The organism is Aquimarina ulvae, from assembly GCF_053613295.3.
Map to the genome: position 1 here is coordinate 423,767 of NZ_JBSIBP030000002.1, position 23,268 is coordinate 447,034.

General features: G+C 35.1%; 18 protein-coding genes. 8 read left to right on the forward strand and 10 right to left on the reverse strand.

The window, feature by feature from the left end; all coding sequences use genetic code 11:
• Positions 1-48 precede the first annotated feature (48 nt).
• Positions 49-597: a GNAT family N-acetyltransferase gene (locus tag ACWGOQ_RS05495; RefSeq protein ID WP_452056130.1), complete on the forward strand. Its 549-nt coding sequence runs from the start codon at positions 49-51 to the stop codon at positions 595-597.
• Between the two features lie 205 nt (positions 598-802).
• On the opposite strand, the gene ACWGOQ_RS05500 is transcribed toward ACWGOQ_RS05495, so the two are convergent.
• The 3 genes from ACWGOQ_RS05500 to ACWGOQ_RS05510 form a co-directional block, all read right to left on the reverse strand.
• Positions 803-1,078: a F0F1 ATP synthase subunit delta/epsilon gene (locus ACWGOQ_RS05500; RefSeq protein WP_452056129.1), complete on the reverse strand. Its 276-nt coding sequence runs from the start codon at positions 1,076-1,078 to the stop codon at positions 803-805.
• Positions 1,079-1,171: 93 nt separating this feature from the next.
• Positions 1,172-2,680: a F0F1 ATP synthase subunit beta gene (atpD, locus tag ACWGOQ_RS05505; RefSeq protein ID WP_452056128.1), complete on the reverse strand. Its 1,509-nt coding sequence runs from the start codon at positions 2,678-2,680 to the stop codon at positions 1,172-1,174.
• A 25-nt stretch (positions 2,681-2,705) separates the two neighbouring features.
• On the reverse strand, positions 2,706-3,065 hold the full coding sequence (locus ACWGOQ_RS05510; RefSeq protein ID WP_452056127.1) for a hypothetical protein: 360 nt from the start codon (positions 3,063-3,065) through the stop codon (positions 2,706-2,708).
• Between ACWGOQ_RS05510 and ACWGOQ_RS05515 the strand changes: the two genes are divergently transcribed.
• Together ACWGOQ_RS05515 and ACWGOQ_RS05520 are read left to right on the forward strand one after the other, a co-directional pair.
• Positions 3,046-3,366, forward strand: coding sequence for a sterol desaturase family protein (locus ACWGOQ_RS05515; protein WP_452056126.1), 321 nt, complete (start codon positions 3,046-3,048; stop codon positions 3,364-3,366). The genes ACWGOQ_RS05510 and ACWGOQ_RS05515 overlap by 20 nt on opposite strands.
• Before the next feature lie 153 nt (positions 3,367-3,519).
• The gene (locus tag ACWGOQ_RS05520) at positions 3,520-3,891 is read left to right on the forward strand and encodes a sterol desaturase family protein (protein ID WP_452056125.1); all 372 of its coding nucleotides are present in this window, start codon (positions 3,520-3,522) and stop codon (positions 3,889-3,891) included.
• Positions 3,892-4,246: 355 nt separating this feature from the next.
• On the opposite strand, the gene ACWGOQ_RS05525 is transcribed toward ACWGOQ_RS05520, so the two are convergent.
• The 6 genes from ACWGOQ_RS05525 to ACWGOQ_RS05550 all read right to left on the reverse strand — a co-directional run bounded on the left by ACWGOQ_RS05525 (position 4,247) and on the right by ACWGOQ_RS05550 (position 16,652).
• On the reverse strand, positions 4,247-5,887 hold the full coding sequence (locus tag ACWGOQ_RS05525; RefSeq protein ID WP_452056124.1) for an SGNH/GDSL hydrolase family protein: 1,641 nt from the start codon (positions 5,885-5,887) through the stop codon (positions 4,247-4,249).
• 20 nt (positions 5,888-5,907) lie between these two features.
• On the reverse strand, positions 5,908-8,688 hold the full coding sequence (locus ACWGOQ_RS05530) for a TonB-dependent receptor (RefSeq protein ID WP_452056123.1): 2,781 nt from the start codon (positions 8,686-8,688) through the stop codon (positions 5,908-5,910).
• Between the two features lie 320 nt (positions 8,689-9,008).
• Entirely contained in the window at positions 9,009-11,684 is a 2,676-nt protein-coding gene (locus ACWGOQ_RS05535; protein WP_452056122.1) for a TonB-dependent receptor, read from the reverse strand.
• A 538-nt stretch (positions 11,685-12,222) separates the two neighbouring features.
• Complete coding sequence (glmS, locus tag ACWGOQ_RS05540; protein WP_452056121.1) at positions 12,223-14,070, reverse strand: glutamine--fructose-6-phosphate transaminase (isomerizing); 1,848 nt, start codon at positions 14,068-14,070, stop codon at positions 12,223-12,225.
• Between the two features lie 18 nt (positions 14,071-14,088).
• Entirely contained in the window at positions 14,089-15,828 is a 1,740-nt protein-coding gene (gene bamH / locus ACWGOQ_RS05545) for a BamH family beta-barrel-assembly machinery protein (RefSeq protein WP_452056120.1), read from the reverse strand.
• Positions 15,829-15,842: 14 nt separating this feature from the next.
• The gene (locus ACWGOQ_RS05550) at positions 15,843-16,652 is read right to left on the reverse strand and encodes a glycogen/starch synthase (protein WP_452056119.1); all 810 of its coding nucleotides are present in this window, start codon (positions 16,650-16,652) and stop codon (positions 15,843-15,845) included.
• 108 nt (positions 16,653-16,760) lie between these two features.
• On the opposite strand from ACWGOQ_RS05550, the gene panC reads away from it, so the two are divergent.
• From panC to radA, 5 genes are all read left to right on the forward strand, one after another.
• A complete protein-coding gene (panC, locus tag ACWGOQ_RS05555; RefSeq protein ID WP_452056118.1) occupies positions 16,761-17,609 on the forward strand; it encodes a pantoate--beta-alanine ligase in 849 nt (282 codons plus the stop codon).
• 19 nt (positions 17,610-17,628) lie between these two features.
• The gene (gene panD, locus ACWGOQ_RS05560; RefSeq protein ID WP_378179547.1) at positions 17,629-17,979 is read left to right on the forward strand and encodes an aspartate 1-decarboxylase; all 351 of its coding nucleotides are present in this window, start codon (positions 17,629-17,631) and stop codon (positions 17,977-17,979) included.
• Positions 17,980-17,983: 4 nt separating this feature from the next.
• Complete coding sequence (locus ACWGOQ_RS05565) at positions 17,984-18,961, forward strand: lysylphosphatidylglycerol synthase transmembrane domain-containing protein (protein WP_452056117.1); 978 nt, start codon at positions 17,984-17,986, stop codon at positions 18,959-18,961.
• 109 nt (positions 18,962-19,070) lie between these two features.
• Positions 19,071-20,219 carry an alpha/beta hydrolase gene (locus ACWGOQ_RS05570; RefSeq protein WP_452056116.1) on the forward strand — a complete coding sequence of 383 codons (1,149 nt, stop codon included), beginning with the start codon at positions 19,071-19,073 and terminating at the stop codon, positions 20,217-20,219.
• A 120-nt stretch (positions 20,220-20,339) separates the two neighbouring features.
• Positions 20,340-21,707: a DNA repair protein RadA gene (radA, locus tag ACWGOQ_RS05575; RefSeq protein ID WP_452056115.1), complete on the forward strand. Its 1,368-nt coding sequence runs from the start codon at positions 20,340-20,342 to the stop codon at positions 21,705-21,707.
• A 3-nt stretch (positions 21,708-21,710) separates the two neighbouring features.
• On the opposite strand, the gene ACWGOQ_RS05580 is transcribed toward radA, so the two are convergent.
• Complete coding sequence (locus ACWGOQ_RS05580; protein WP_452056114.1) at positions 21,711-22,742, reverse strand: aldo/keto reductase; 1,032 nt, start codon at positions 22,740-22,742, stop codon at positions 21,711-21,713.
• Between the last annotated feature and the right edge of the window lie 526 nt (positions 22,743-23,268).

Consider the following 23,268-nt stretch of genomic DNA (forward strand, 5'->3'; position numbering starts at 1 on the left):
GATAGGTGTATAATCCTATCTTTATATCTTAATTCTAAAGTTATAAAGATGGCTATTCAAGATCTAAAATATACCGCTGTCACATCTCATAAAGAACTAGAACAAATCCTTCAACTTCAACAAAAAAATCTAATTAGTTCAATTTCTAAAGTCGAGAAGAAAAAAGAAGGTTTTGTGACGGTAGTACATGATCTAAATATTCTAAAAAAGATGAATGATCAACAACCTCATATTATTACTAAAGACAATGATGAAGTTATTGGCTATACGTTATGTATGACAAAAGATTTTGGAAATGATGTGGAAGTTCTTATACCTATGTTTAAAAAAATTCAAGAACACCTTAGTGAAAATACTACCTACATTGTTATGGGTCAAGTTTGTATTGACAAGGAGTATCGTCGTCAAGGAATATTCAGGAAGTTATATCAAAAAATGAAACTCGAATTACAAGAAAAATTTGATCTCCTGATCACAGAAGTAGCTGCAAACAACTTAAGATCCTTAAATGCGCACTATGCTATAGGCTTCAAAAAGCTGGTCATTTATGAAGTAGATCAAATAAAATGGCATCTTATTTGTTGGGATTGGAAATGAGGATTTTAGGTATACACTTTACTAAAATTTACTAGCCCGTTAAAATACTTCATCCACTAAATATGATAAGTAATAATTGATTCCTCCTGCTAGCAAAGCCTCCAATTGCTTAAATCTTATATCAATTATATGTATGTACTTTAAACAAAAAAACCCAAACTCCTTGATTAGAATTTGGGTTTGTGTCGTTATTAAAATTATTTGATTAGTCTGCTAATACAATAACTTTATTATCCTTCATCTCGATAGTTCCAGAGTTTATAGCAAGCAGAGTTACCCCACTCTCTTTCGTGAATTTATCAGCAACTTCTTCTTCTAAATTCATGTCGCCGTACACTTTTACATTTCCTTTAGCAAGCAAAGAAACAATAGGTGCGTGATTATCTAACATCTGAAACTCTCCGTTTACACCTGGCACCGCAACCGAAGTTACTTCGCCACTGAATAAAACTGCTTCTGGAGTTACTATTTCTAAATACATAGTTTATAAATATTGAGTATTGAGCACATTAGTATTTAGAAAATAATGAGAAACAATCATTCTCACTACTCACTACTAACATCTCATTACAATTTACGCTTCAGCTAACATTTTCTCACCAGCTTCAATAGCTTCTTCGATTGTACCTTTAAGGTTAAACGCTGCTTCTGGCAAGTGATCTAACTCACCATCCATAATCATTGTAAATGCCTTAATAGTATCTTTAATATCCACTAAACATCCTGGGATACCAGTAAACTGTTCTGCTACGTGGAATGGCTGAGATAAGAAACGTTGTACACGACGTGCACGCCCTACCGCTAATTTATCTTCTTCAGATAATTCTTCCATACCAAGAATTGCAATAATATCTTGTAATTCTTTATAACGCTGTAATAACTCTTTTACTCGTTGTGCACAGTTATAGTGTTCATCTCCTAAAATATCTGCTGTAAGAATTCTTGATGTAGAATCTAATGGATCCACTGCTGGATAAATACCAAGCTCAGCAATCTTACGAGATAATACCGTTGTTGCATCTAAGTGAGCAAACGTAGTTGCTGGTGCTGGATCCGTTAAATCATCTGCAGGTACATATACCGCTTGTACAGAGGTAATAGATCCTTTTTTAGTAGAAGTAATACGTTCCTGCATTACACCCATCTCTGTTGCCAGTGTTGGCTGATATCCTACCGCTGATGGCATCCGTCCTAGAAGTGCTGATACCTCAGAACCCGCCTGTGTAAAACGGAAAATATTATCTACGAAGAAAAGTACATCTTTTCCTTGTCCATCTCCAGCTCCATCACGGAAATATTCTGCAATCGTAAGTCCAGAAAGCGCAACACGAGCACGTGCTCCTGGTGGTTCGTTCATCTGTCCAAATACGAAAGTTGCTTTAGATTCTTTCATTACTTCTTTATCAACCTTAGAAAGATCCCATCCTCCTTCTTCCATAGAGTGCATAAAGTCATCACCATACTTGATAATTCCTGACTCTAACATCTCACGAAGTAAATCATTTCCTTCACGAGTTCTTTCTCCTACTCCTGCGAATACAGAAAGACCACCGTGACCTTTTGCTATATTGTTAATCAACTCCTGAATCAATACCGTTTTACCTACACCAGCTCCTCCAAACAATCCAATCTTACCTCCTTTTGCATAAGGTTCGATAAGATCAATTACTTTAATACCTGTAAATAAAACTTCTGTAGAAGTTGATAAGTCTTCAAATTTAGGTGCCTGACGGTGAATAGGAAGACCGTTATCTCCAGCTTTAGGAAGATCTCCAAGACCATCAATTGCGTCACCGATTACATTAAATAGACGTCCATACACGTCTCCACCGATCGGCATCTGTATCGCAGAACCTGTTGCAACAGCTTCCATTCCTCTGCTTAATCCATCACTGGAATCCATCGCGATCGTACGCACAGTATCTTCACCAATGTGAGATTGAATCTCTAACACCAACTTGGTACCGTCTACTTTATTAATTTCTAACGAATCGTAAATTTTTGGTAATTCAGTACCGGCAGCGAATGCTACGTCTATAACCGGACCTACAATTTGTGATACTTTACCCGTAACTTGAGACATTATATAACTATTTAATGTTTAGTATTTAACTATTTAAAAGGGTGTTTTTTGGACTATACCAAATACGACCTTTTTTCAGGCTGCAAATATAGGCTTTTAAAATGAAAAAAATAGTGTCTTTTATTTTGTTTTTTTTGTGAGAAAGTCTAAAGCTTATTTGCCTTCCTAAAAGTATCGATTTTATATAGCTTTTATTTGATTTTAAAACCATTAAATCGTATTTTCCATACAAATTTGTTTTTTTAAAAAGAGTGCCTATGGAAACATATGCTATTGCATTAAGCTTTGCTATTCCAGGATTTATTGTGCTTATCCTTTTAGAATATGTAATAAGCTGATGGAAAAAAAATTCGGTTAACGAAGCTATGGATACAATTTCTAGCATTAGTTCGGGAATTACCAATACATTAAAAAGTTTGATGGGTCTAACCGTAATCATTCTAAGTTACGAATGGATGGTAGATCATGTTTCATTGTTAGAAATCAGATCATCTATCCTTGTTTATTTACTTACCTTTATCGGGCTAGACTTTGCTGGTTATTGGTCTCATCGATTTAATCATACAGTAAATGTATTTTGGAACAGGCATATAATACGCCATAGTAGTGAAGAATTTAATCTGGCTAGTGCATTGCGGCAAAATGTTTCTGCAATATTTTCTATTTATTTCTATACATTCTGTTAGCTATACTTGGTATTCCTTCAGAAATAGTTGCATTCATAGCTCCGATCCACTTTTTTGCTCAATTCTTGTATTACACCCGATTAATCGATAAAATGGGAGTGCTTGAATATATTATTGTAACCCCATCACATCATAGAGTGCATCACGCTATAAATGACCAATATCTGGATAAAAAATTACTCAGAAATTTTTATTATTTGGGACAAACTTTTTGGTTCCTTCCGGGAAGAACTCAAAAATACACCTCCAGTATATGGTGTAAAAAAACCAGTGAATACTTGGAATCCTTTTCTAATCAATTTTATGTACCTATGGGGAATAGCAAAAGACGCTTGGCATACTAAAAACTGGAAGGATAAGCTAAAAATTTGGGTTATGCCCACAGGTTGGCGACCAAATGATGTTACTGCAAAATACCCAATAGAAATAATTGAAGATCCATACTCTAGAGTTAAGTACAGCGGTAACGACTCTTATTTATTGAAGGTTTGGAGTTGGATACAATTGCAATTACCGTGTTGCTGATGTATCATTTGTTAATTAGTATTGCTGATTTAGACTTTGTTGATCTTATCAGCTATACGCTTTTTTTAGCGGCATATATTTCTGCCTGGATGGGCACATAGTTTCCATCTATGCAGAAGCGATTAAGTTGGTATTAGGACAATTTATTATTTTGGACATGGGCTGGTTTGGAATAGAGTCTTTGTTTGAATGGGTAAATACAGCAATGATTGTGTATTTGTTATTATCAGCTATAGTAACTATTTATTTTCAACTTGTAGTTTCAACAAAATCACAGGGTGTTACTAAGGTTCAGGTATAAAAAAACTCCTTTTCAAATCAATGAAAAGGAGTTTTTATTTTATTATTAATTTAATTAGTCAAGCAAAGTAGGCGAGTAGTTTGTATTATATGCTGAAACATCTACTAAATTACCTGAAGCTTTAAAGTTTGAACCATAAGTTGCATCAATAGCTTTAAGCATTTCATTGGCTATTAATGCATAACCTCTAGATGTTGGATGAACCCCATCTAACGAAAAAGCTCCACCCGTTACCAAGCTAGAAGTCAGTATTGATCCACCCGCATCGATACCAGTAGTTGCTAATTGATCTAGTAAAGCGTTGGCATCTAATAGTGCAAAGCCATTTTCCATTGCTACATCAGAAATTATTTGATTAAAATCAGCTGTTGCACCAGCAATTTCATTTTGTTCTGAAGGTAAAAGAACCCATTTATCTTCCAGCGGGAAAGTTACACCATTTACTGCTAATTGACCTGCAGTCTCTTGTGGTAAGCCAAGACCTACAAGTGTAGCGACAGCATCAGTGTTCACTTGCCCTATAATTGAAGAACTTGGTAGTACTAATAAGTCATTTTCATTAGCTTGTCTAGCCTGTCCATATAAAAAGCCAAATACTGCAGCGGTCCCAGGATCTAAACCTCCAGCCTGTAATGCTCCAGATATTTGTGCTGACAAATCTGGCAAAGATTCATCCTTAATAACTACAGCGCTCGCGGCATCTGTATTAAAAGTAAATACTCTTTCAGGAACACCTAGCGCAGTAAACACTTGATTAAGTCCAGCAAATTGACTATTTAATGTTGGAATAAGTGGTCCAAAACTTGGATTAGTTGGATCTAGTGGTGCAAAAGGTACCGTAGTAAAATGAGGTATGGCCGTAACATTTGGGATATTTGCTAATATACCCTGAAGCCCTGAAATATTGCTTGTTAAAGACCCTATAATCGCCTGGTAACTAGCTTCGAAACCAGCACCTGGAGCCCCATCTATTGGGGTAATGGGATTAGTTCCATCACCGCCAGAGAGCGCATAACCCAAAACGTCATTGTTACCTATCCATAGAGAAATAAACGATGGCTGCTGTGCAATTGCTAATTCTAAAACACTAGCATTAGGGGTACTGCCAGTCATTCTTACAAAATAAGGGTTAGCAGTTGGTGGGTTAGTAAAAATACCATTTAAATTTCCGTATCCGGGAGCTAATAAATGAAAACTTTTGGCACCAGGCACACTAAGGTTGTTAAATGGTCCTGCAGGATTGTTTGACACTATGTCCGTTGTAGGTACTGCAGAAGGAACTAATGCTTGCAATGGAACAGGTGTTGGTCTTGGTAGATCTGGATCAAGATTTAGAACCAATCTTGGACCAAAACCTGGAATTTGATTTCCCCCTGCTAATAGCCCACCAATATTGTCATTCATCAAAGGTTGTGTAAAGGCACCTCCGTTTGCTAAAGCGGCAAATTGCTGTGCTAATATTGCAGGCGTAGAATTTTCTTGAGAAATTTTATAAAGCGCACCATCTGCAAAACCAGCGGTTAATGAGTTTCCTAACGATACATACGTAGAAAAATCTGCGCTTCCTTGCGTAAAAGCTTCCAGTTCTACAGGCTCTTCTTGTCCTCTGGATCTTAAGTCTTCCAAAGTATCGTTCTCACAGGATATAAATCCTATAGCGAGAAGAGACAATGTTATATATTTAAGTTGTTTCATAATAATTTTTAATTTCGATTTTACAAGTTATTAATCGTCCACGATAAGAAATACTGAGAACCAATAAATCCAGTTCCAAATGCTGTAAAGTATTCGTCTTGCAGTATGTTGGTAGCACCTAACTTAAATGTAGACTTCAAGCTAGGAATAGTATAGTTAATTTGTGCATCAACTACATGATAAGCCGGAACCTCACCATCTCCAAAAGAAGCTTCCCAGAAGAAGTTATCACTCCATCTCCAAGATGTGTTAAATCCAAAGTTTTTGAACAAATCATTTTTACCAAATGAAACCTTGACTTTATGTTCTGGTGTGTTAAACTGAGTTCTAAAGTCCGGATTCTCAGTAACGTCAAAATCTAATCTGGCCCAGGTATAGTTAGCATCTAGATCAAAACCATTTAATATTTTGGTAGATACCGAAATAGCTGCACCGTATGAATTAATATCTAAATCTGAATTAGTGTAGGTTTGATAGGCTTGAAAATCACTGTTGGCTAGGGCATTAAAAGCCTCTGGATCTGTATCAACTATACCATCTCCGTTAGCATCAACATTACCATAAAACGGTGCAATAACGGTTTCGTTAGCCAAAAAGTCCTGATATTTATTATAATAAGCAGAAGCATCAATTATAAAGCTTTTTACTTTTCCTCGATAACCTACCTCTACAGATGTAACCTGTTCTGGTTGCGCTAAAGAAGAGTTTCCTACTTCTAAATCATCAGGGTTACCAGATTCAGCAAATGCTTGAACAGAATTTGCTAAATAGGAATTAAAATATGCGGCCGCTCCAGTTTGGGTTATCTGTGATGGTTGCCCTAAACTTTGTCCATCACTACTTACTCCGTAATTTCTAGAATATCTTGCAGGGTTGTCAAAAGCACTTCCTACTAGTACAGCTCGACCCACATCTAAACCAATGTATAGATCCTGAGTTGTAGGATTTCTAAAACCTGTTTGAAAAGAGGCTCTAAAGTTATGATTGTCATTTAAGGTAAAACCTGCAGAAAGTCTAGGAGAGAAAAATCCATCAAACAACTCAGACTTATCATATCGTATGGATCCTGTTAACTTTAATTCTAAACTACTACTTAATTCTAATTGCTTTTGAGCTTGTGTATAAATACCAAACTCTGAATAGTATATGGGCCCATCTGTATCGGTATAAATTGTACCAAAGGAATTGAGTTCATAAGTTCTAAAAGAACCACCGACTTGAATCTCTACAGCATCCCAAAGATGGTTAAAGTTATAATTAGCATCTCCATGATAAATTTTAGAGTTGTCTGCAAAACGGGAACCAGTAGAAAGATCAGAGTCATTGGTTATTCTATCAAATGCCGCTTCAAACTCTGGAGTACCAGGAAGCAAGCGACCTGTGTCAGCAGCAGCTCGTGCAGCATCGTGTTTTTGTTGTGTGGTTAAACCTTGTGGGTTTCCAGACAACTCTATACCTGCATAAGTTGCTATATAATCTCCGAACCAATCTTGATCACTTTTCCAAGAACGGTTAATGTTAATACCTGTAAAAACCATGTCATAAGAGTCACCAGACTTATCCTCAGTTACATACCCTCGTATAAAAAAGTTGTTGTTTTTAATTTCTAATTTATGTTGCTGTAAGAAGAAGTTTTTAATATTGTATCGGTTAGCACCTTGATAAATGGTATTACCCGAACCTACTTTACCTACATACTGAATTTCGAAATCTGTCGCCCAGGGGCGGAAATATAGCCCCCAATCTGCTTTAACACTCTCTGCATTGTAGTTGGTTAAATTTACCTCATCATATCCTGTTCTACTCACCTCTACATCTGGTATAATACCTAAACCAGAGGCTTCTCTAATATTGGTAGAAACTTCATCTCCATAAACATTTATACCATCATAATCTGTATCGGCTCTTGTTAAACCTCGATTAAATCTATCTTCTTGATTTGTTGCAAACCAATCCGTACCTTTTAAATAACCGAAATTGACTTTGGCTGCGAATTTGTCACTGAATTTGTGTGCAATACGAATTCCAAAATCTCTATAGTCATTATCACCAGCAGCTTCTTGAGAGGTTACACCTCCTTTTATATAAGCACTTATGCCTTGATGGTCGTAAGGGCTTTTACTGCGCATAAATAGAATACCATTAAAGGCATTAGCTCCATAAAGGGCAGAAGCAGCTCCTGGAAGAATTTCCACACTTTGTACATCTGTTTCAATCATACCTGAAAGGTTACCCAATGGAAAGTTAAGCGCCGGAGCGGAATTATCCATTCCGTCAACAAGTTGCATAAATCTTGTGTTTGCAAAGCTCGCAAAACCTCTAGTGTTGATGGACTTAAATGTTAAACTGTTGGTATTTATATCAACTCCTTTAAGGTTTTCCAAACCACTATAAAAATCTGCAGATGGCGTGTTTTTCACTTGTTTTATTCCAAAACGTTCTACCGTTACCGGAGATTCAAACACTCTTTCTGGTGTTCTGGATGCAGAAATAATCACTTCATCAAGTTCTGTTCCTTCTTTTAAAGTAATGGTCAGATCACTTGAGCTCGATGTTATATTTACCGATGTAGACTCAAAACCAACACTACTAACTCTAATAGTAAAAGGAGGTGCTTCCTCCAATGTTAATGTAAATAACCCATCAAAATCGGTAACTGTTCCTACCGAAGCCCCTTGTAATGCAATATTAGCCCCAGGAATTGGTTGATTATTGTCATCAACCACTCTTCCACTAATTGTTGTTTGTGCAGTAGCAATAATACCCAGAAAAAGCATTAATACTAACGTAATTGTCCTCATATCCTAAATTAGTTTTTATATTATGACAACAATATACGTTTTTTTACTAATTCTTTAAAAAAAAGTTAAAAAACTGTTTTTTCATCAGTCATAGTGATTATATATTAAAAATTTGATTGTTTATTAATAAAATTATACCGTATTATGTTCCTATCAATTCGGTATCAAAAACGGTAAAATTTTATAATTAATTTTTGGAAAATACAGTTTTAACGAGTATTCACTTCTTACAAAATAAAGCAATCCCCGTTTAGAAAACTAAACAGGGATTATATATCAGAACGTCAAGTTAATTAACTAACTTCTCATCTATTTTTATATTAAAAATTATTAATTGTAAGCCCAAAGTAATATAGCGAACCAATTGGAGCTGTTCCCACTGCTGTGAAATATTCATTACCTCCTATATTAGTTCCACCAAGTTTAAGCGTTGTTTTTAATGACGGTATTCTATAGTTAATCTGTGCATCAAAAACAGTGAATGATGGTACATCCCCTTCAGCAAAAGCAGATTCCCAAACATAATCTCCACTCCATTTAGCAGCAGTATTAAAACCAAAATTTTTGAATAAATTATCATGTCCAAAACTCGCTTTCACTTTGTGTTCCGGAGTATTAAAACTAGTTCTAAATCCAGGGTCCTCACTCTGATCAAAATCCTGTTTAGCATATGTATAACTAGTATTAAGATCAAAATCACCAAACACCTTAGCAGTAATTCCTAATACAGCTCCGTACGAATTGATATCTGCTTCAGAGTTTGTAGTCGCCTGAAAACCTGCAAAATTACCTGTACCGATTGCAGCTTGACCTTCTGGAGTTCCTGCGGTTCCGCTTAGTGGACTTACCACATCAACTGTAGAAATAAAGTCTTGATACATATTATAATATCCACTTAAGTCAAGTAGTAATTTACCAAAATCTGCTCTATACCCAATCTCGATAGCTGTTACTCTTTCTGGCTGTACTATGTCTGGATTTGCAATTTCTAATGCATCTGTTCCTCCTGATCTTAAAAAAGCTTCTACAGATTCTGCCGTATACGAATTCTCATAAGCTGCACGACCTGTAATTGTAGTACCATTTATAATTCTTGAATAACGATCTAAATTATCAGGTGCAGATCCCACGACAGCTCCTTCTCCGATATCCAAACCTAAATATAAATCCTGGGTGGTAGGGTTTCTAAAACCAGTTTGGATAGAAGCACGAAGATTACGGTTCCTATTTTGTCCAAGTGTATAACCTACAGAAAATCTTGGAGAAAAATTACCGTCAAACAATTGTGATTTATCATATCGAACAGATCCTGTAAGTTTTAATCTATCATCTAATAACTTTTTCTGAATCTGTGAGTAAATACCTAATTCAGAATAATTAATAGCACCATCAAAATCAGTATAGAAAGTACCTTCAGAATTTAATGAATATTCTCTAAAAGATCCTCCTACCTGAATATCCGCAAAATTATTTGTGATATGACCTAAATTATAATTTGCATCCACATGTCTTAACGCTGTTTTAGAGATAAATCTTGATCCAGTTTGAAAATCAGGAGTATTTGTTACTTCATTAAAAGCATTTTCAAAACCAATAGTACCTGGCTCTAATCTGCCGGTATCTGCAAAATCTCTAGCAGCTTGGTGTCTTTGCTGATCTGTTCCTGCGGCATTAGCAAATGTCGTTGCGTATTCATTAAACCAATCTTCATCACTTTTCCATCTTCTGTTAATATTAATTCCTGTAAATCGCATGTCATAAGTATCCCCAGCATCTTCTGCAGAAATGTAACCTCTCACAAAGAAATTGTCATTCTTTACTTCTAGCTTATGTTGCTGAAAGAAGAAGTTTTTTAAAGAAAATCGATTTGAATCCTGAAAGATTGTTTGACCTTTTCCTAGCTTTCCTGCATAAATAATTTCAAAATCATCATTAAAAGGCTTAAAATGTAACGCTGCATCAAACTTGATACTTTCTGCATCATAATCTGTTAAGTCAGATTCATTATAACCAGTTCTAGTTACCACTCCAGCCCCAGGCAGAAGTGCTCTTACTTCATCTCCATAAACATTTAGTCCATTATAAGCAGGATCTAGTTCGCGACTTTGTCCTGGATTTTCAATATTATCTGTATTAGTAGCAAACCAATCGGTACCATTCATATAAGAAAAGTTAGCCTTGGCAGCAAAAAAATCTGCAAATTTATGAGCTACTCGCACTCCAACATCATAAAATCCGTTGTTCCCGGCAGCTTCTTGAGAAGTAAGACCTGCTTTGGCGTATGCACTAATGCCTTGTTTCTCGAATGGGTTTTTACTAGTCATAAATAATATCCCGTTAAAGGCGTTAGCACCATATAATGCAGAAGAGGCTCCTGGAAGTAATTCGACATTATCCACATCAAGTTCGTTCATTCCTATAAGATTACCTAAAGCAAAATTCAACGACGGTGAGGTATTATCCATTCCATCTATCAGCTGAACAAAACGAGTATTGGTAAACGATGCAAATCCTCTCGTATTAATTGACTTAAATGTTAGACTATTAGTGTTAACATCAACACCTTTTAAATTTTCTAAACCACCATAGAAATCTACAGAGGGTGTATTTATAATGTCTTTAACACCAAATCGCTCAATACTCACTGGTGATTCAAATAAACGTTCTGGCGCTCTAGAGGCTGATATTACGATCAAATCCAGAATATTACCTTCAGTAAGAACTATAGTTACTTCTTCTAATGTGGAAGTTACCTCCACAGAGCTAGATTCATATCCAATACTACTTGCTGTAATCATGAAAGGTGGATTTTTCGTCACTGACAAAGAAAAAAGACCATCGAAATCAGAAACTGTTCCTATGGCTTCACCTTTTAAGGAGATATTTGCTCCTGGAATTGGTTGATTAAAGTCATCAACCACCCTACCATCAATAGTAGTTTGCGCATTACTAATAACACATATTAATAGCGTTACTAAAAAAGTAATTTTTTTCATAAATAGGTTTTTTTAAGTTCAAGTTACAGTGCTTGGGACACTTAAATGAAGTATGGAAAATGCCTGAATTCGACTTTAAACCACAAAACATCGGCGAAAGTGTTAAAAAGTCCGATAAATAATATTTTTTTAATCAAAAAAATATGGAAATAACGTAAAATATTTACTTTTTAAGTATAAAAAATCCTGCTTAGTTTTATAAACAGGGACTATACCAAAGGCAACAAAATACTTAATTAGCGTATCCTCCTTCCTTATATGCAAAAATTGTTTTTCGTTAATCCAAAATAATATAATGCACCTATTAGAGCTATTCTTAAAACAGTAAAGGACACTTTCTATTAATATTTTTCTTCCAACTATAAGTGTAGTTTTCAACGAAGATATTATGTAATCAAACCGTACATCAAAAAAGGTAACTGATAAAAACAGTCTACAGTAAAAGAGGATTATCAAACCTATTATACATCCTTCTGAAAAATAGTCATACCAAAAATTTGCTTTTACATTTTAGTACTATTTATTATCTTTTTGATGTTTACTCGACAGTAACTGATTTTGCTAGGTTTCTTGGTTGATCAACATTCTTACCTAACATTACCGCGATATGGTACGATAATAGCTGTAGCGGAATTGTTGTTAACAGTGGTGTAAGAAATTCAATAGTTTCTGGTATCTCGATCACGTGATCGGCCAGTGCTTTCACTGTTTTATCCCCTTCTGTAACAATTCCAATAATTTTGCCTTTTCTGGATTTAATTTCTTGAATATTACTTACTACTTTATCATAGTGCCCTTTTTTAGTAGCAATTACTACCACTGGCATATGCTCATCTATTAAGGCAATAGGACCGTGTTTCATCTCTGCAGCAGGATATCCTTCTGCGTGGATATATGAAATTTCTTTTAATTTTAACGCACCTTCTAAAGCGACTGGGAAGTTATACCCTCTTCCAAGGTACAGAAAGTTTTTAGCGTCTTTGTAGGTATCAGCAATTAGTTTAATATGCTCATTTGATTCTAAAGCGACCTTTACCTTTTCGGGAATACGTTCTAATTCCTGAAGATAATAGTAGAAATCACTATTAGAAATTGTACCTTTTCTTTCAGCTAACTTTAACGCTATTAAAGAAAGTAGTGTAATTTGCGTTGTAAACGCTTTTGTAGAAGCTACACCTATTTCGGGTCCTGCGTGTGTATAAGCACCTGCGTGCGTTTCTCGTGAAATTGAAGACCCAACCACATTACAAACTCCAAAAACAAAGGCTCCACGCTCTTTGGCTAATTTTATTGCAGCCATTGTGTCTGCTGTTTCTCCACTTTGTGAAATAGCAATAACTACATCATCTTGGTGAATTACAGGGTTTCTGTACCTGAATTCTGATGCATACTCTACTTCTACCGGAATCCTTACTAATTCCTCAAAAACATATTCTGCAACCAGACCTGCGTGCCAAGATGTACCACAAGCAATGATAAGGATGCGTTTTGCGTTTAATAACTTTGCCAAATTATCATCAATACCAGCCATTTTTATGATTCCATCAGCCACCCTCATTCTACCTCTATAGGTATCACTAATAGCATTTGGTTGCTCATAAATTTCTTTAAGCATAAAGTGGTCATAACCACCTTTTTCAATTTGTTCAAGATTAATCTGTAACTCCTGAACATAAGGGTCTACCAAACTATCATCTTTAATCTTTCTTACTTTTATATCTTTTTTTCTTCGAACAATTGCCATCTCACCATCTTCCAGGTATATTGCATTATTAGTGAATTCAATAAAAGGGGATGCATCTGAGGCTATAAAAAACTCATCTTCTCCTACACCTATCGCCAATGGACTTCCTAATCTTGCTACAACAATTTCATCAGGCTTTTGTTTGTCAAAGACAGCTATTGCATATGCACCCACGGTTTGATTTAATGCTATCTGAACTGCTTTCCCTAGTTTTACATTTTCTTTTGTCTTTACATCTTCTATTAGATTCACCAAAACTTCAGTATCCGTTTCGGAAGTAAATGTATATCCTCTGTTAAGTAATTCTTTTCTAAGCGATTCATAATTTTCTATGATTCCATTATGAATAATCACAAGATTACCCGAATTGGAATAATGAGGATGAGAATTTATATCATTTGGCACTCCGTGTGTAGCCCATCGAGTATGTCCAATACCAACGGTACCATTAGTTGAAATTTCATTCACTAATCTTTCCTCAAGATCTGCCACTTTACCCTTGGTTTTTGATAATTTAATATCCTGACCATCATAAAGCGCAATTCCAGCAGAATCGTACCCTCTGTACTCTAATCTTTTTAATCCTTTTAATACAATTGGATAAGCCTCCCTATGACCTATATACCCTACAATTCCACACATGTTTTGATTGTTTCTCGGTTAATTACTTTTTGATTCCGTATAAAAAATATCAAGCTTTAAACGCTTTTCTTCAGGAACATTGGCTCCATTTCCATAAAGGATTGTTCCTTCATGAGATATGATTGATGAAAAGGGGATGATTTCATCTTCGGTATTTGTGGGGGTAAATCCTTGAGCATTTTCTACAACATTAACATTCTGTGAGACAGACAACCCTAGCTTTACATTATCTGTATCTTCATTTAAAATATTAATAATATGTCGTGTTAATCTAATTTTGTAAAACTCACCATTTTCATCATTATCCCTTGTAATGCGACCTAAATGTTGCGTAATCGAGCTCACTGGATTAGTTGCATTAGAGGTTGGATCAGTTAAATAATCAAAAAGCACCTCTCCCGTTTCTAAATTAAATAGAAAAACTCTTTCTGGTTCTGTCTCTCCAGAAGCTATAGCCTCTTGATTTATATATATTTTCATACTAGCCTCATTAATCAACCAGTTCTGCCGTTTCAGAAAATCTAATTCATTTTCTAACTCACCATTTTCATTAGTCACATCATTATTAAACAATTCTATAATGGCATACGATCCTTCTCCTCCTTTTAGATATAAGTTTTCCTCACCATTCACATCATCCTGATTAGCCAGTTCATCTTCGATTGAAGCATTGAAAGTGGTGTCGATACCGTTTACGATATTATTTGAAAAGTTAAGTTCAAGACTTCCTTCATCCCTAACGGTTATTAATTCAGTTGTATCCTCATCATTGTCTTCATCTTCAGTATCTACAACTTCTGTGTCAAAAGAATAATGTAATGTGATATCAGCATTGACTATGTTAAAAAAGACAAGGCTTCCATCAGAAGATGTCGATTCCGTTTTAAAATAAAACCCTCTAAAGTAATTACGAAAATTATTGGCATTGCTTAATTCTATACTTCCTTCTTTATCTAAAAAAAGTCCTGTGAAAAAATCTATGAGGTCCTGATTACCCACTCTTGTATTGTCCGTATTTGGATCATTATCCGGATCGGGATTTAATGCTGTAGCAGCTTCTGCTGCCTGATCAGAGATAAAAGCTAATCTTAAACCAGGACTTAGCCGTATAACCTGCGCATTCGTATCTACATCAGATTCATCATCTTCACTTATCAAACGGATCTCCTTCGCTGAAGGTCTAAAATCACTCTCAGTAAAAAGTAGTCTACCTTCTAAACTAGGACCAAAATTATCAACGATATCATTAGAATAATAGATTTGTCTTGCTTCTGCTCCTTGATCTACATCAAAATCCCTTAGAAAATAATCAGATTTATATACTGATAAGTTTACAGCACCTGAACCATATATTGAGTCTAATTCATAAGTATTGATAGTCTCACCTTGGTCGTTTGTATTTGTCTCTGTAAGCTCGCTAAAATAAGGTAAGCTTAACACGACACTATCGAGAAGTGCATTTTCACCAAACGTAGGATTAAAACGTTCAGGTAATATCTGTGATACCAAGTTGTAGGTAGATTGACCATATACTGGATCATTATAAACTCCTATCAAATTATTGGGCAATCCACTGGTTTGTACCCTTTCAAACCTCCTACTGTATGCCACCGGAACTGCGTTGTACTCACTGTCTTCAAAATTTACATCTCCAATTACCTCACTTCCAACTGAATTAAAGTCATCATCACAAGATACAACAGTAAAAACAACAGCTACTATAGCTGTTATTTTGATCAAAACATTTTTTAAATTCATAATTGTTTCTTTTGCTATACCAATACTTCTGTCTGATAGAAGGCTTCATAGGCATCTGCAAATTCATCTGGTTTTTTATATTCTAGTACGGGTTGGTTTATTGTTTTTAAGTGCTTAGAAAGCTCTGCCGGAATTTCTTCTGACCCAACAATAATTGCATCTGAATTATCAATTGCAACTTTCATTACATTATTATATGTTGGTTTTGCCAGATCTGCAATCTTTTCCTCATCAATTCCATCAAACTTAACCTTCTCTAACATGTTTTTATCCAATGTTCCCTGATAGCCATGATCGTATACCGAAGTTACAATTTTGCTGTCATTAAATAATGGCTCGTTAGCATAGTAATTCCTTAAATACAAAGGCAACATTGAAGCCAACCATCCATGAACGTGGATTACATCAGGGGACCAATTTAATTTCTTAACAGTCTCAATGACTCCTTTTGCAAAAAATATTGCCCTCTCGTCGTTATCAGGAAATAAATTCCCATCTTCATCGGTGAGCGTAGCCTTTCGTTTAAAATAATCTTCATTGTCAATAAAATATACCTGCATCCTCTCTTTGGGTATAGAAGCTACTTTGATAATCAGTGGCATATCCAAATCATTAATAACCAGATTCATTCCTGATAGACGAATCACTTCGTGCAATTGATGTCTGCGTTCATTAATGTTTCCATATCTGGGCATAAAAATTCTAATTTGCCCGCCTTTACTGTTTACCATTCTTGGTGCTTCAAAAGACATTGATGAAATCTCTGTCTCTGGAAGGTAAGGTATTACTTCTGATGATACGTACAATATCCTCTTGTCTTTCATATAGTCTACTTTTCTCGTCTCCTTAGGAATAAATTTTTGCAAAATTACGAAAATTTATGTAGTCTGCTAGTAATATCTTATTTTTGCTCGCCTTTAACTTTTAGATTAATGCGGGTATACGAGAAAAGACTGGACGTTGAAAAGGATGTTGCAGACTTACATAAAGAAAATAAAAGCATTGGTTTTGTTCCTACGATGGGAGCTTTGCATAAAGGACATTTAGCTTTGGTGCAAAAAGCAATTGACCAAAATCAATCAGTAATCGTGAGTATATTTGTAAATCCAACGCAGTTTAACAACTCAGAAGATTTGATCAAATACCCACGAAATTTGGAATCAGATCTAGCTCTTTTGTCTACGGTATCGAGTAATATTATTGTCTTTGCTCCACAGCCCGAAGAAATATATGGGTTAAATACACGTTCTTTTGATTATGACTTTAATGGATTAGAACACGAGATGGAAGGCAAGTTTCGTCCAGATCATTTTGATGGTGTAGGAACAGTTCTAAAACTTCTATTTACCATTGTCTCCCCAACCAGAGCTTATTTTGGTGAAAAAGATTTTCAACAACTTCAGATTGTAAAGAAACTGGTTGAGATTGAAAATATGTCAATAGAAATTATTGGTTGTCCGATCTTTAGAGAACCAAGTGGATTAGCGTTAAGTTCTCGAAACAAAAGGCTCAATAAAAAACAACTTCAAGAATCTCCTTTGATCTATAAAACACTAAAACAAGTCAAAAATAATTTTGGCACAAAAAGTGCACTAGAATTGACTGATTGGGTTTCAGATCAATTTAAAAACAATGACACCTTAACGCTAGAATATTTTGAAATCGCTAAAGTTTCGGATCTGAAATCGATCAAAAGAAAAAGAAAGAACACAAAGTATCGAGCTTTTATTGCAGTTTTTGCAGGAGAAGTTAGACTTATTGATAACATTGCCCTAAATTAAAAATAACTAAATTTGTAACATGTTTGTACACGTTGTAAAATCAAAAATTCACCGCGTTAAAGTAACCGGCGCAGATCTAAATTATATAGGAAGCATCACTATTGACGAAGATTTAATGGATGCTGCCAATATAATTGAAGGAGAAAAAGTACAGATCGTTAATAATAATAATGGTGAGCGTTTAGAAACTTATGCGATTCCCGGACCCAGAAATAGTGGTGAAATCACATTAAATGGTGCAGCGGCCAGAAAAGTAGCCAAAGGAGATGTATTAATTCTTATTACCTACGCTATGATGGATATCGAAGCTGCCAAAAAGTTTAAACCTGCACTATTATTTCCTAACGAAGAAAATAATTTACTAAAGTAAAAGGGTGAATCCTAAAATCTTAAAAATCTTAAAAATCACACTCCCATTCTTATTGGGAGTTTTTTTAATTTGGTACTTTTTGAGTACTGCTACGCCAGACTATAGACAAGAGTTGTTGCTAAATATTAAGAATGCTAATCCGATCTGGGTTGTGCTCTCACTTATACTAGGCCTCATATCGCATCTTTCTAGGGCATATCGCTGGAAATTTTTATTAAAACCGCTTGGCTACAATCCTAAATTTTATAATGGTTTTATGGCTATTATGGCAGGTTATTTGGCAAACCTTGGGATTCCCAGATCCGGTGAAATATTAAGAGGGTTTACCGTATCCACCTATGAAAAAATCCCTTTTGAGAAAGCGTTTGGCACTATTGTATCAGAAAGAATAACCGACCTTATTATGCTTATTTTGGTGACCTCATTTGCAGGTATTCTCCAAACGGAATATTTACTTACCTTTTTGGAAGAAAAAAATATCAATCCCCTACTAACCCTTGGAGTAATTCTCTTCCTTATTTTTTGCGGGTTTTTAGGCCTTCAAATTCTCAAAAAATCCGCTAATAAATGGATTGTGAAAATTAGAGATTTTGGAATGGGTCTGTTAGACGGAATGAAAAGCATTTTTTTAATGAAACAGAAATGGGCTTTTCTTTTTCACACCTTACTCATATGGTTTTTGTATGTGTCCATGTTTTATGTCATAAAATTTGCTGTCCCTACGCTAAGTAATGCTTCTTTGGGAGTCATTTTAGTTGCTTTTGTAGTTGGTTCTTTTTCTATGTCCACAACTAACGGGGGTATTGGCATCTTACCATTTCCTATTGTGGTAGGTGCAGTATTCGTATTTTTTGGTTTCGAAAAAAGTGATGGTGAGGCTTTTGGCTGGATCCTTTGGGGTTCTCAAACTGCAATAAACATTGTAGTTGGTGCGTTATCGTTTTTATTTCTACCTATCTTAAATAGAGGAAAGAAAGCATAGCAAAACCCTTGTAAACAATAGATTGATTACTTTAGTGATTAATTATTAAATTTTAAACCTTTAAAATAATTTATATATTGCCACTTGCTTAACCTTAATCCTACTACTTATGAAGAAAAGTATATTTTTAATTCTTGCAGCTATCGTTACCGCTATCTCCTATGGGCAAGTAAAATACGAAACGTTTAGGTCCATTAAATTAGATCAAAACAGAGATTTAAAAATCCAGTTACCACGTAATTATGAAAAAAATGAAGATAAAACGTATCCGGTAATTATCGTATTGGACGGAGATCATTTATTTGAGCCTGTAGCCGGTAATGTAGATTATTTCTCTTATTGGGAAGACATGCCAGAATCAATTGTGGTAGGTGTTTTACAGAGAAAAACCAGAGAAGAAGATTCTAGATACGATTTAGCAAGTTATCTGCCAGAAGGTAAAGGAGCAGAGTTTTTTGAATTTATAGGTCAGGAATTATTGCCATATATCAATGAAACGTATAGAACAGCTCCGTTAAAAATGATAGTTGGACATGATCTTACCGCAAATTTTATAAATTATTTTTTGTTTAAAGACAATCCAATTTTTCAGGCATATCTGAACCTAAGTCCTGAGTTAGCTCCTCCTATGGAAGAGCGTGTTTTTAACGTATTAAATGGTGCACGGTCAGATGTATGGTACTATCTGGCAACAGCTACTAATGATGCAGAAAACATCAAGAAAAATTTAATTACCATAGACGAAAAATTATCTACTATCGAAAACCCAGAAGTTAATTACTACTTCGACAACTTTGATGAATCTTCTCATTACACTTTGGTAGGAAGAGCAATTCCTAAAGCATTAGAGGCTATTTTTGAAATGTATCGCCCTATCAGCAAAAAAACATATAAAGAAGATATTCTCACTCTCGAAACATCCTTATACAATTATCTGGTAGACATCTATGACACCACTGAAAAGCTATATGGAATAAAACGACAGATCAGAATTAATGATTTTATTGCGATTTCTACTGCCATCGAAAAAAAAGAGTTATGGGAAGAATTAGAACCGCTTGGTAAACTAGCTATTAAAGAGCACCCAGAAACCATGCTTGGCTACTATTATCTTGGTTTGGGATACGAGCAACTTGGAGAACCTAAAAAAGCAATGAGAGCTTATGAAAATGGATTTCTTCTTAATGAAGTAGCTTTTCTTACCAAAGATTATATGCTAGAAAAAGTTAATAAAATAAAAGAGGATTTTGGCTATTAATAACCAAAACTACCCAAATTATTACATTTTTAGAAAGACTTCATTTTTTGGAGTCTTTTTGCTTTTAGGCTTTTACAAAACAAGTTAAATAATAGTATTTTTACGTTTAAATAATAAGCTATGGCCAAAACCAAAACTGTTTTTTTCTGCCAAAATTGCGGTGCACAATATTCTAAATGGCAAGGGCAATGTACTTCTTGTAAAGAATGGAATACTATTGCAGAAGAAGTAATCCAGAAGGCCTCAAAAAGCGATTGGAAAGATGCTGCCACAGAGTCAAAAATGCAACGGGTTTCAAAACCTTTAAGGATTTCTGAAATTGACACTGGCAAGGAGGCAAGATATAACACAGACGACGCAGAGCTAAATCGAGTTCTTGGCGGAGGACTAGTGCCTGGATCTCTTACTCTGTTAGGAGGAGAGCCAGGTATAGGAAAAAGTACATTATTATTACAGATAAGCTTAAAACTCCCTTACAAAACGCTGTATGTTTCTGGGGAAGAAAGTCAAAAGCAAATTAAAATGCGGGCAGAGCGCATACAATCTAAAACAGATAATTGTCTCATTCTTACCGAGACCAAAACTCAAAATATCTTTAGGCAAATAGAAGCTACTGAACCTGATATTGTGATTATTGATTCTATACAAACCCTACATAGTGATTATATAGAAAGTAGTGCAGGAAGCATTTCGCAAATTAGAGAATGCACGACAGAACTGATAAAATTTGCTAAAGAAACCTCAACCCCGGTTATTCTTATCGGTCATATTACAAAAGACGGAAATATTGCAGGACCTAAAATCCTGGAACATATGGTAGACACGGTTCTTCAATTCGAAGGAGATCGCAACCATGTATATAGAATATTAAGAGCATTAAAAAACCGTTTTGGTTCGACGGCAGAGTTAGGTATTTATGAAATGCTGGGCAGTGGCCTTAGAGAGGTTAGCAATCCCAGTGAAATTCTTATTTCTAAAAAAGAAGAAGAGTTAAGCGGTACAGCGATTGCTGCAACTGTAGAAGGAATGAGACCGCTCATGATAGAGATACAGGCATTGGTTAGCACAGCGGTCTATGGAACACCTCAGCGAAGTGCTACCGGATACCATCTAAAAAGACTCAATATGATTCTTGCTGTGTTAGAAAAACGTGCTGGTTTTAGGTTAGGAGCAAAAGATGTCTTCCTGAATATTACTGGTGGAATTTCTGTAGACGATCCTGCTATCGATCTCGCGGTAGTATCTGCTATATTGTCATCTAATGAAGATATCCCTATCCCAAAAGATTTTTGTTTTGCGGCAGAAGTCGGACTTGCAGGGGAGATCAGACCTGTTAATAAGGTGGAGCAAAGAATTCAGGAAGCTGAAAAACTAGGTTTCTCTACTATATTTGTTTCCAAATACAATAAAATTTCTCAAAAAGATACGCAGATCAATATCCAGCTAGTCGCTAAAATTGAAGATGTGGTCGAGCATTTGTTTGGTTAATAATTATGGTGCCGGATTAGGTATTTGTTCATGAACTTCATTGATTTCGTTTAATATTTCATCGGATAAAGTTATGTGAATACTATCAATATTTTCTGTAAGTTGGTCAATAGAAGTAGCTCCAATAATAGTACTAGTTACAAAAGGTTGCTGATTTATGAATGCTAGTGATAGCTGCGTAAGACTAATATTATGCTTTTTAGCAATTTCGTTATACAATCTTGTTGCTTTATAGCTATTTTGCTTCATATACCGATTGTAATTGGGAAAAAGATCTACTCTCGAGTTCTTTGGGGTTTCCTCTAGATACTTGCCAGTAAGCATACCAAAGCCAAGAGGAGAATAGGGTAAATGACCTATATTTTCCCGATGTAAAACCTCCACAAGACCTACTTCATCTTTTCGGTTTAATAAATTATACGGGTTTTGTACCGTAATCATTTTAGGAGCTCCCTTTCTGGCTTCTTCAGCATATCGCATCAAACCATACGCGGTTTCATTAGAAACGCCTATTTGCCGTATCTTACCTTCTTTAACAAAACCCTGAAGATTCTCCAAAACTTCCGAGAAATTATCTTTCCAGCTTTCATTTTCATCGTGGGTATAGCCCAACTTCCCAAAATAATTTGTCTGTCTTTCAGGCCAATGTAATTGATACAAATCTATGTAATCAGTTTGTAGCCTTTGTAAACTTTTATGGATAGCATCTGCGATCTCTTTTTTGGTAAACTCTCCTTTTCTTATGTGTCCAGAAAATTCTGCGGGACCAACAATCTTGGAAGCAATTACCACTTTATCTCTCTTTCCAGACTTTTTTATCCAACTCCCAATTATTTGTTCTGTGCTTCCTTGTGTTTCTTTTTTAGCAGGCACCGAATACAATTCTGCCGTGTCTATAAAATTAACGCCTTGACTAATAGCATACTCTATTTGTTCATGACCTTCTTCTTCTGTATTTTGCTCTCCCCAGGTCATGGAACCCAAACATATTTTACTAACCTTAATATCTGTATTCGGCACTATAGTATACTTCATCGTTTACGTTGTTATTTTTTAGACACACAAAACTCAAAAGTAAAAACTCTCTTATTAGTTATTCTAAAAATTATCATAATAAATCGGATGTTGATTTTTGCTTCATACAAGGTTTTGGATTTTCTTAAAAGTGCGAAATTTATCTACAATTTTGACCTGTAATCTACACATTCAACAACACAATAAATGTTTTTTTGAGTACAAAGTCTTGTTTTTCAGTAATTTAAATAACCTAGTGTTTCTGGAACAATTATTTCTGTATACTAGATATAAAAAGCGCAACGATTGTTTATAGCGATGAACAAAAGCTTAAAAAGTTTTACCAACCAAAAAATGGTGTTATAGTATCCTCCAATGAAAAGGGTTTAAGAAATAGACCCCTTTACTTTTTTAACCAGGAAAAGAGCTTCCAAAATGGGGCTCTTTTTTATGAAAAAGTTTTGATAATAGCAAAGCATCTTACCTTTGTTAGAAAATAGTTTTATATATTATTATATACAAAAAGTTGTTTTTGTATATATTTTTA

Coding starts and splice junctions, on each gene's coding strand:
- ACWGOQ_RS05495 (WP_452056130.1), top strand. CDS start 49: ATGGCTATTCAAGATCTAAAATATACCGCTGTCACATCTCATAAAGAA.
- ACWGOQ_RS05500 (WP_452056129.1), bottom strand. CDS start 1,078: ATGTATTTAGAAATAGTAACTCCAGAAGCAGTTTTATTCAGTGGCGAA.
- atpD (WP_452056128.1), bottom strand. CDS start 2,680: ATGTCTCAAGTTACGGGTAAAGTATCACAAATTGTAGGTCCGGTTATA.
- ACWGOQ_RS05515 (WP_452056126.1), top strand. CDS start 3,046: ATGGATACAATTTCTAGCATTAGTTCGGGAATTACCAATACATTAAAA.
- ACWGOQ_RS05510 (WP_452056127.1), bottom strand. CDS start 3,065: ATGCTAGAAATTGTATCCATAGCTTCGTTAACCGAATTTTTTTTCCAT.
- ACWGOQ_RS05520 (WP_452056125.1), top strand. CDS start 3,520: ATGACCAATATCTGGATAAAAAATTACTCAGAAATTTTTATTATTTGG.
- ACWGOQ_RS05525 (WP_452056124.1), bottom strand. CDS start 5,887: ATGAAACAACTTAAATATATAACATTGTCTCTTCTCGCTATAGGATTT.
- ACWGOQ_RS05530 (WP_452056123.1), bottom strand. CDS start 8,688: ATGAGGACAATTACGTTAGTATTAATGCTTTTTCTGGGTATTATTGCT.
- ACWGOQ_RS05535 (WP_452056122.1), bottom strand. CDS start 11,684: ATGAAAAAAATTACTTTTTTAGTAACGCTATTAATATGTGTTATTAGT.
- glmS (WP_452056121.1), bottom strand. CDS start 14,070: ATGTGTGGAATTGTAGGGTATATAGGTCATAGGGAGGCTTATCCAATT.
- bamH (WP_452056120.1), bottom strand. CDS start 15,828: ATGAATTTAAAAAATGTTTTGATCAAAATAACAGCTATAGTAGCTGTT.
- ACWGOQ_RS05550 (WP_452056119.1), bottom strand. CDS start 16,652: ATGAAAGACAAGAGGATATTGTACGTATCATCAGAAGTAATACCTTAC.
- panC (WP_452056118.1), top strand. CDS start 16,761: ATGCGGGTATACGAGAAAAGACTGGACGTTGAAAAGGATGTTGCAGAC.
- panD (WP_378179547.1), top strand. CDS start 17,629: ATGTTTGTACACGTTGTAAAATCAAAAATTCACCGCGTTAAAGTAACC.
- ACWGOQ_RS05570 (WP_452056116.1), top strand. CDS start 19,071: ATGAAGAAAAGTATATTTTTAATTCTTGCAGCTATCGTTACCGCTATC.
- radA (WP_452056115.1), top strand. CDS start 20,340: ATGGCCAAAACCAAAACTGTTTTTTTCTGCCAAAATTGCGGTGCACAA.
- ACWGOQ_RS05580 (WP_452056114.1), bottom strand. CDS start 22,742: ATGAAGTATACTATAGTGCCGAATACAGATATTAAGGTTAGTAAAATA.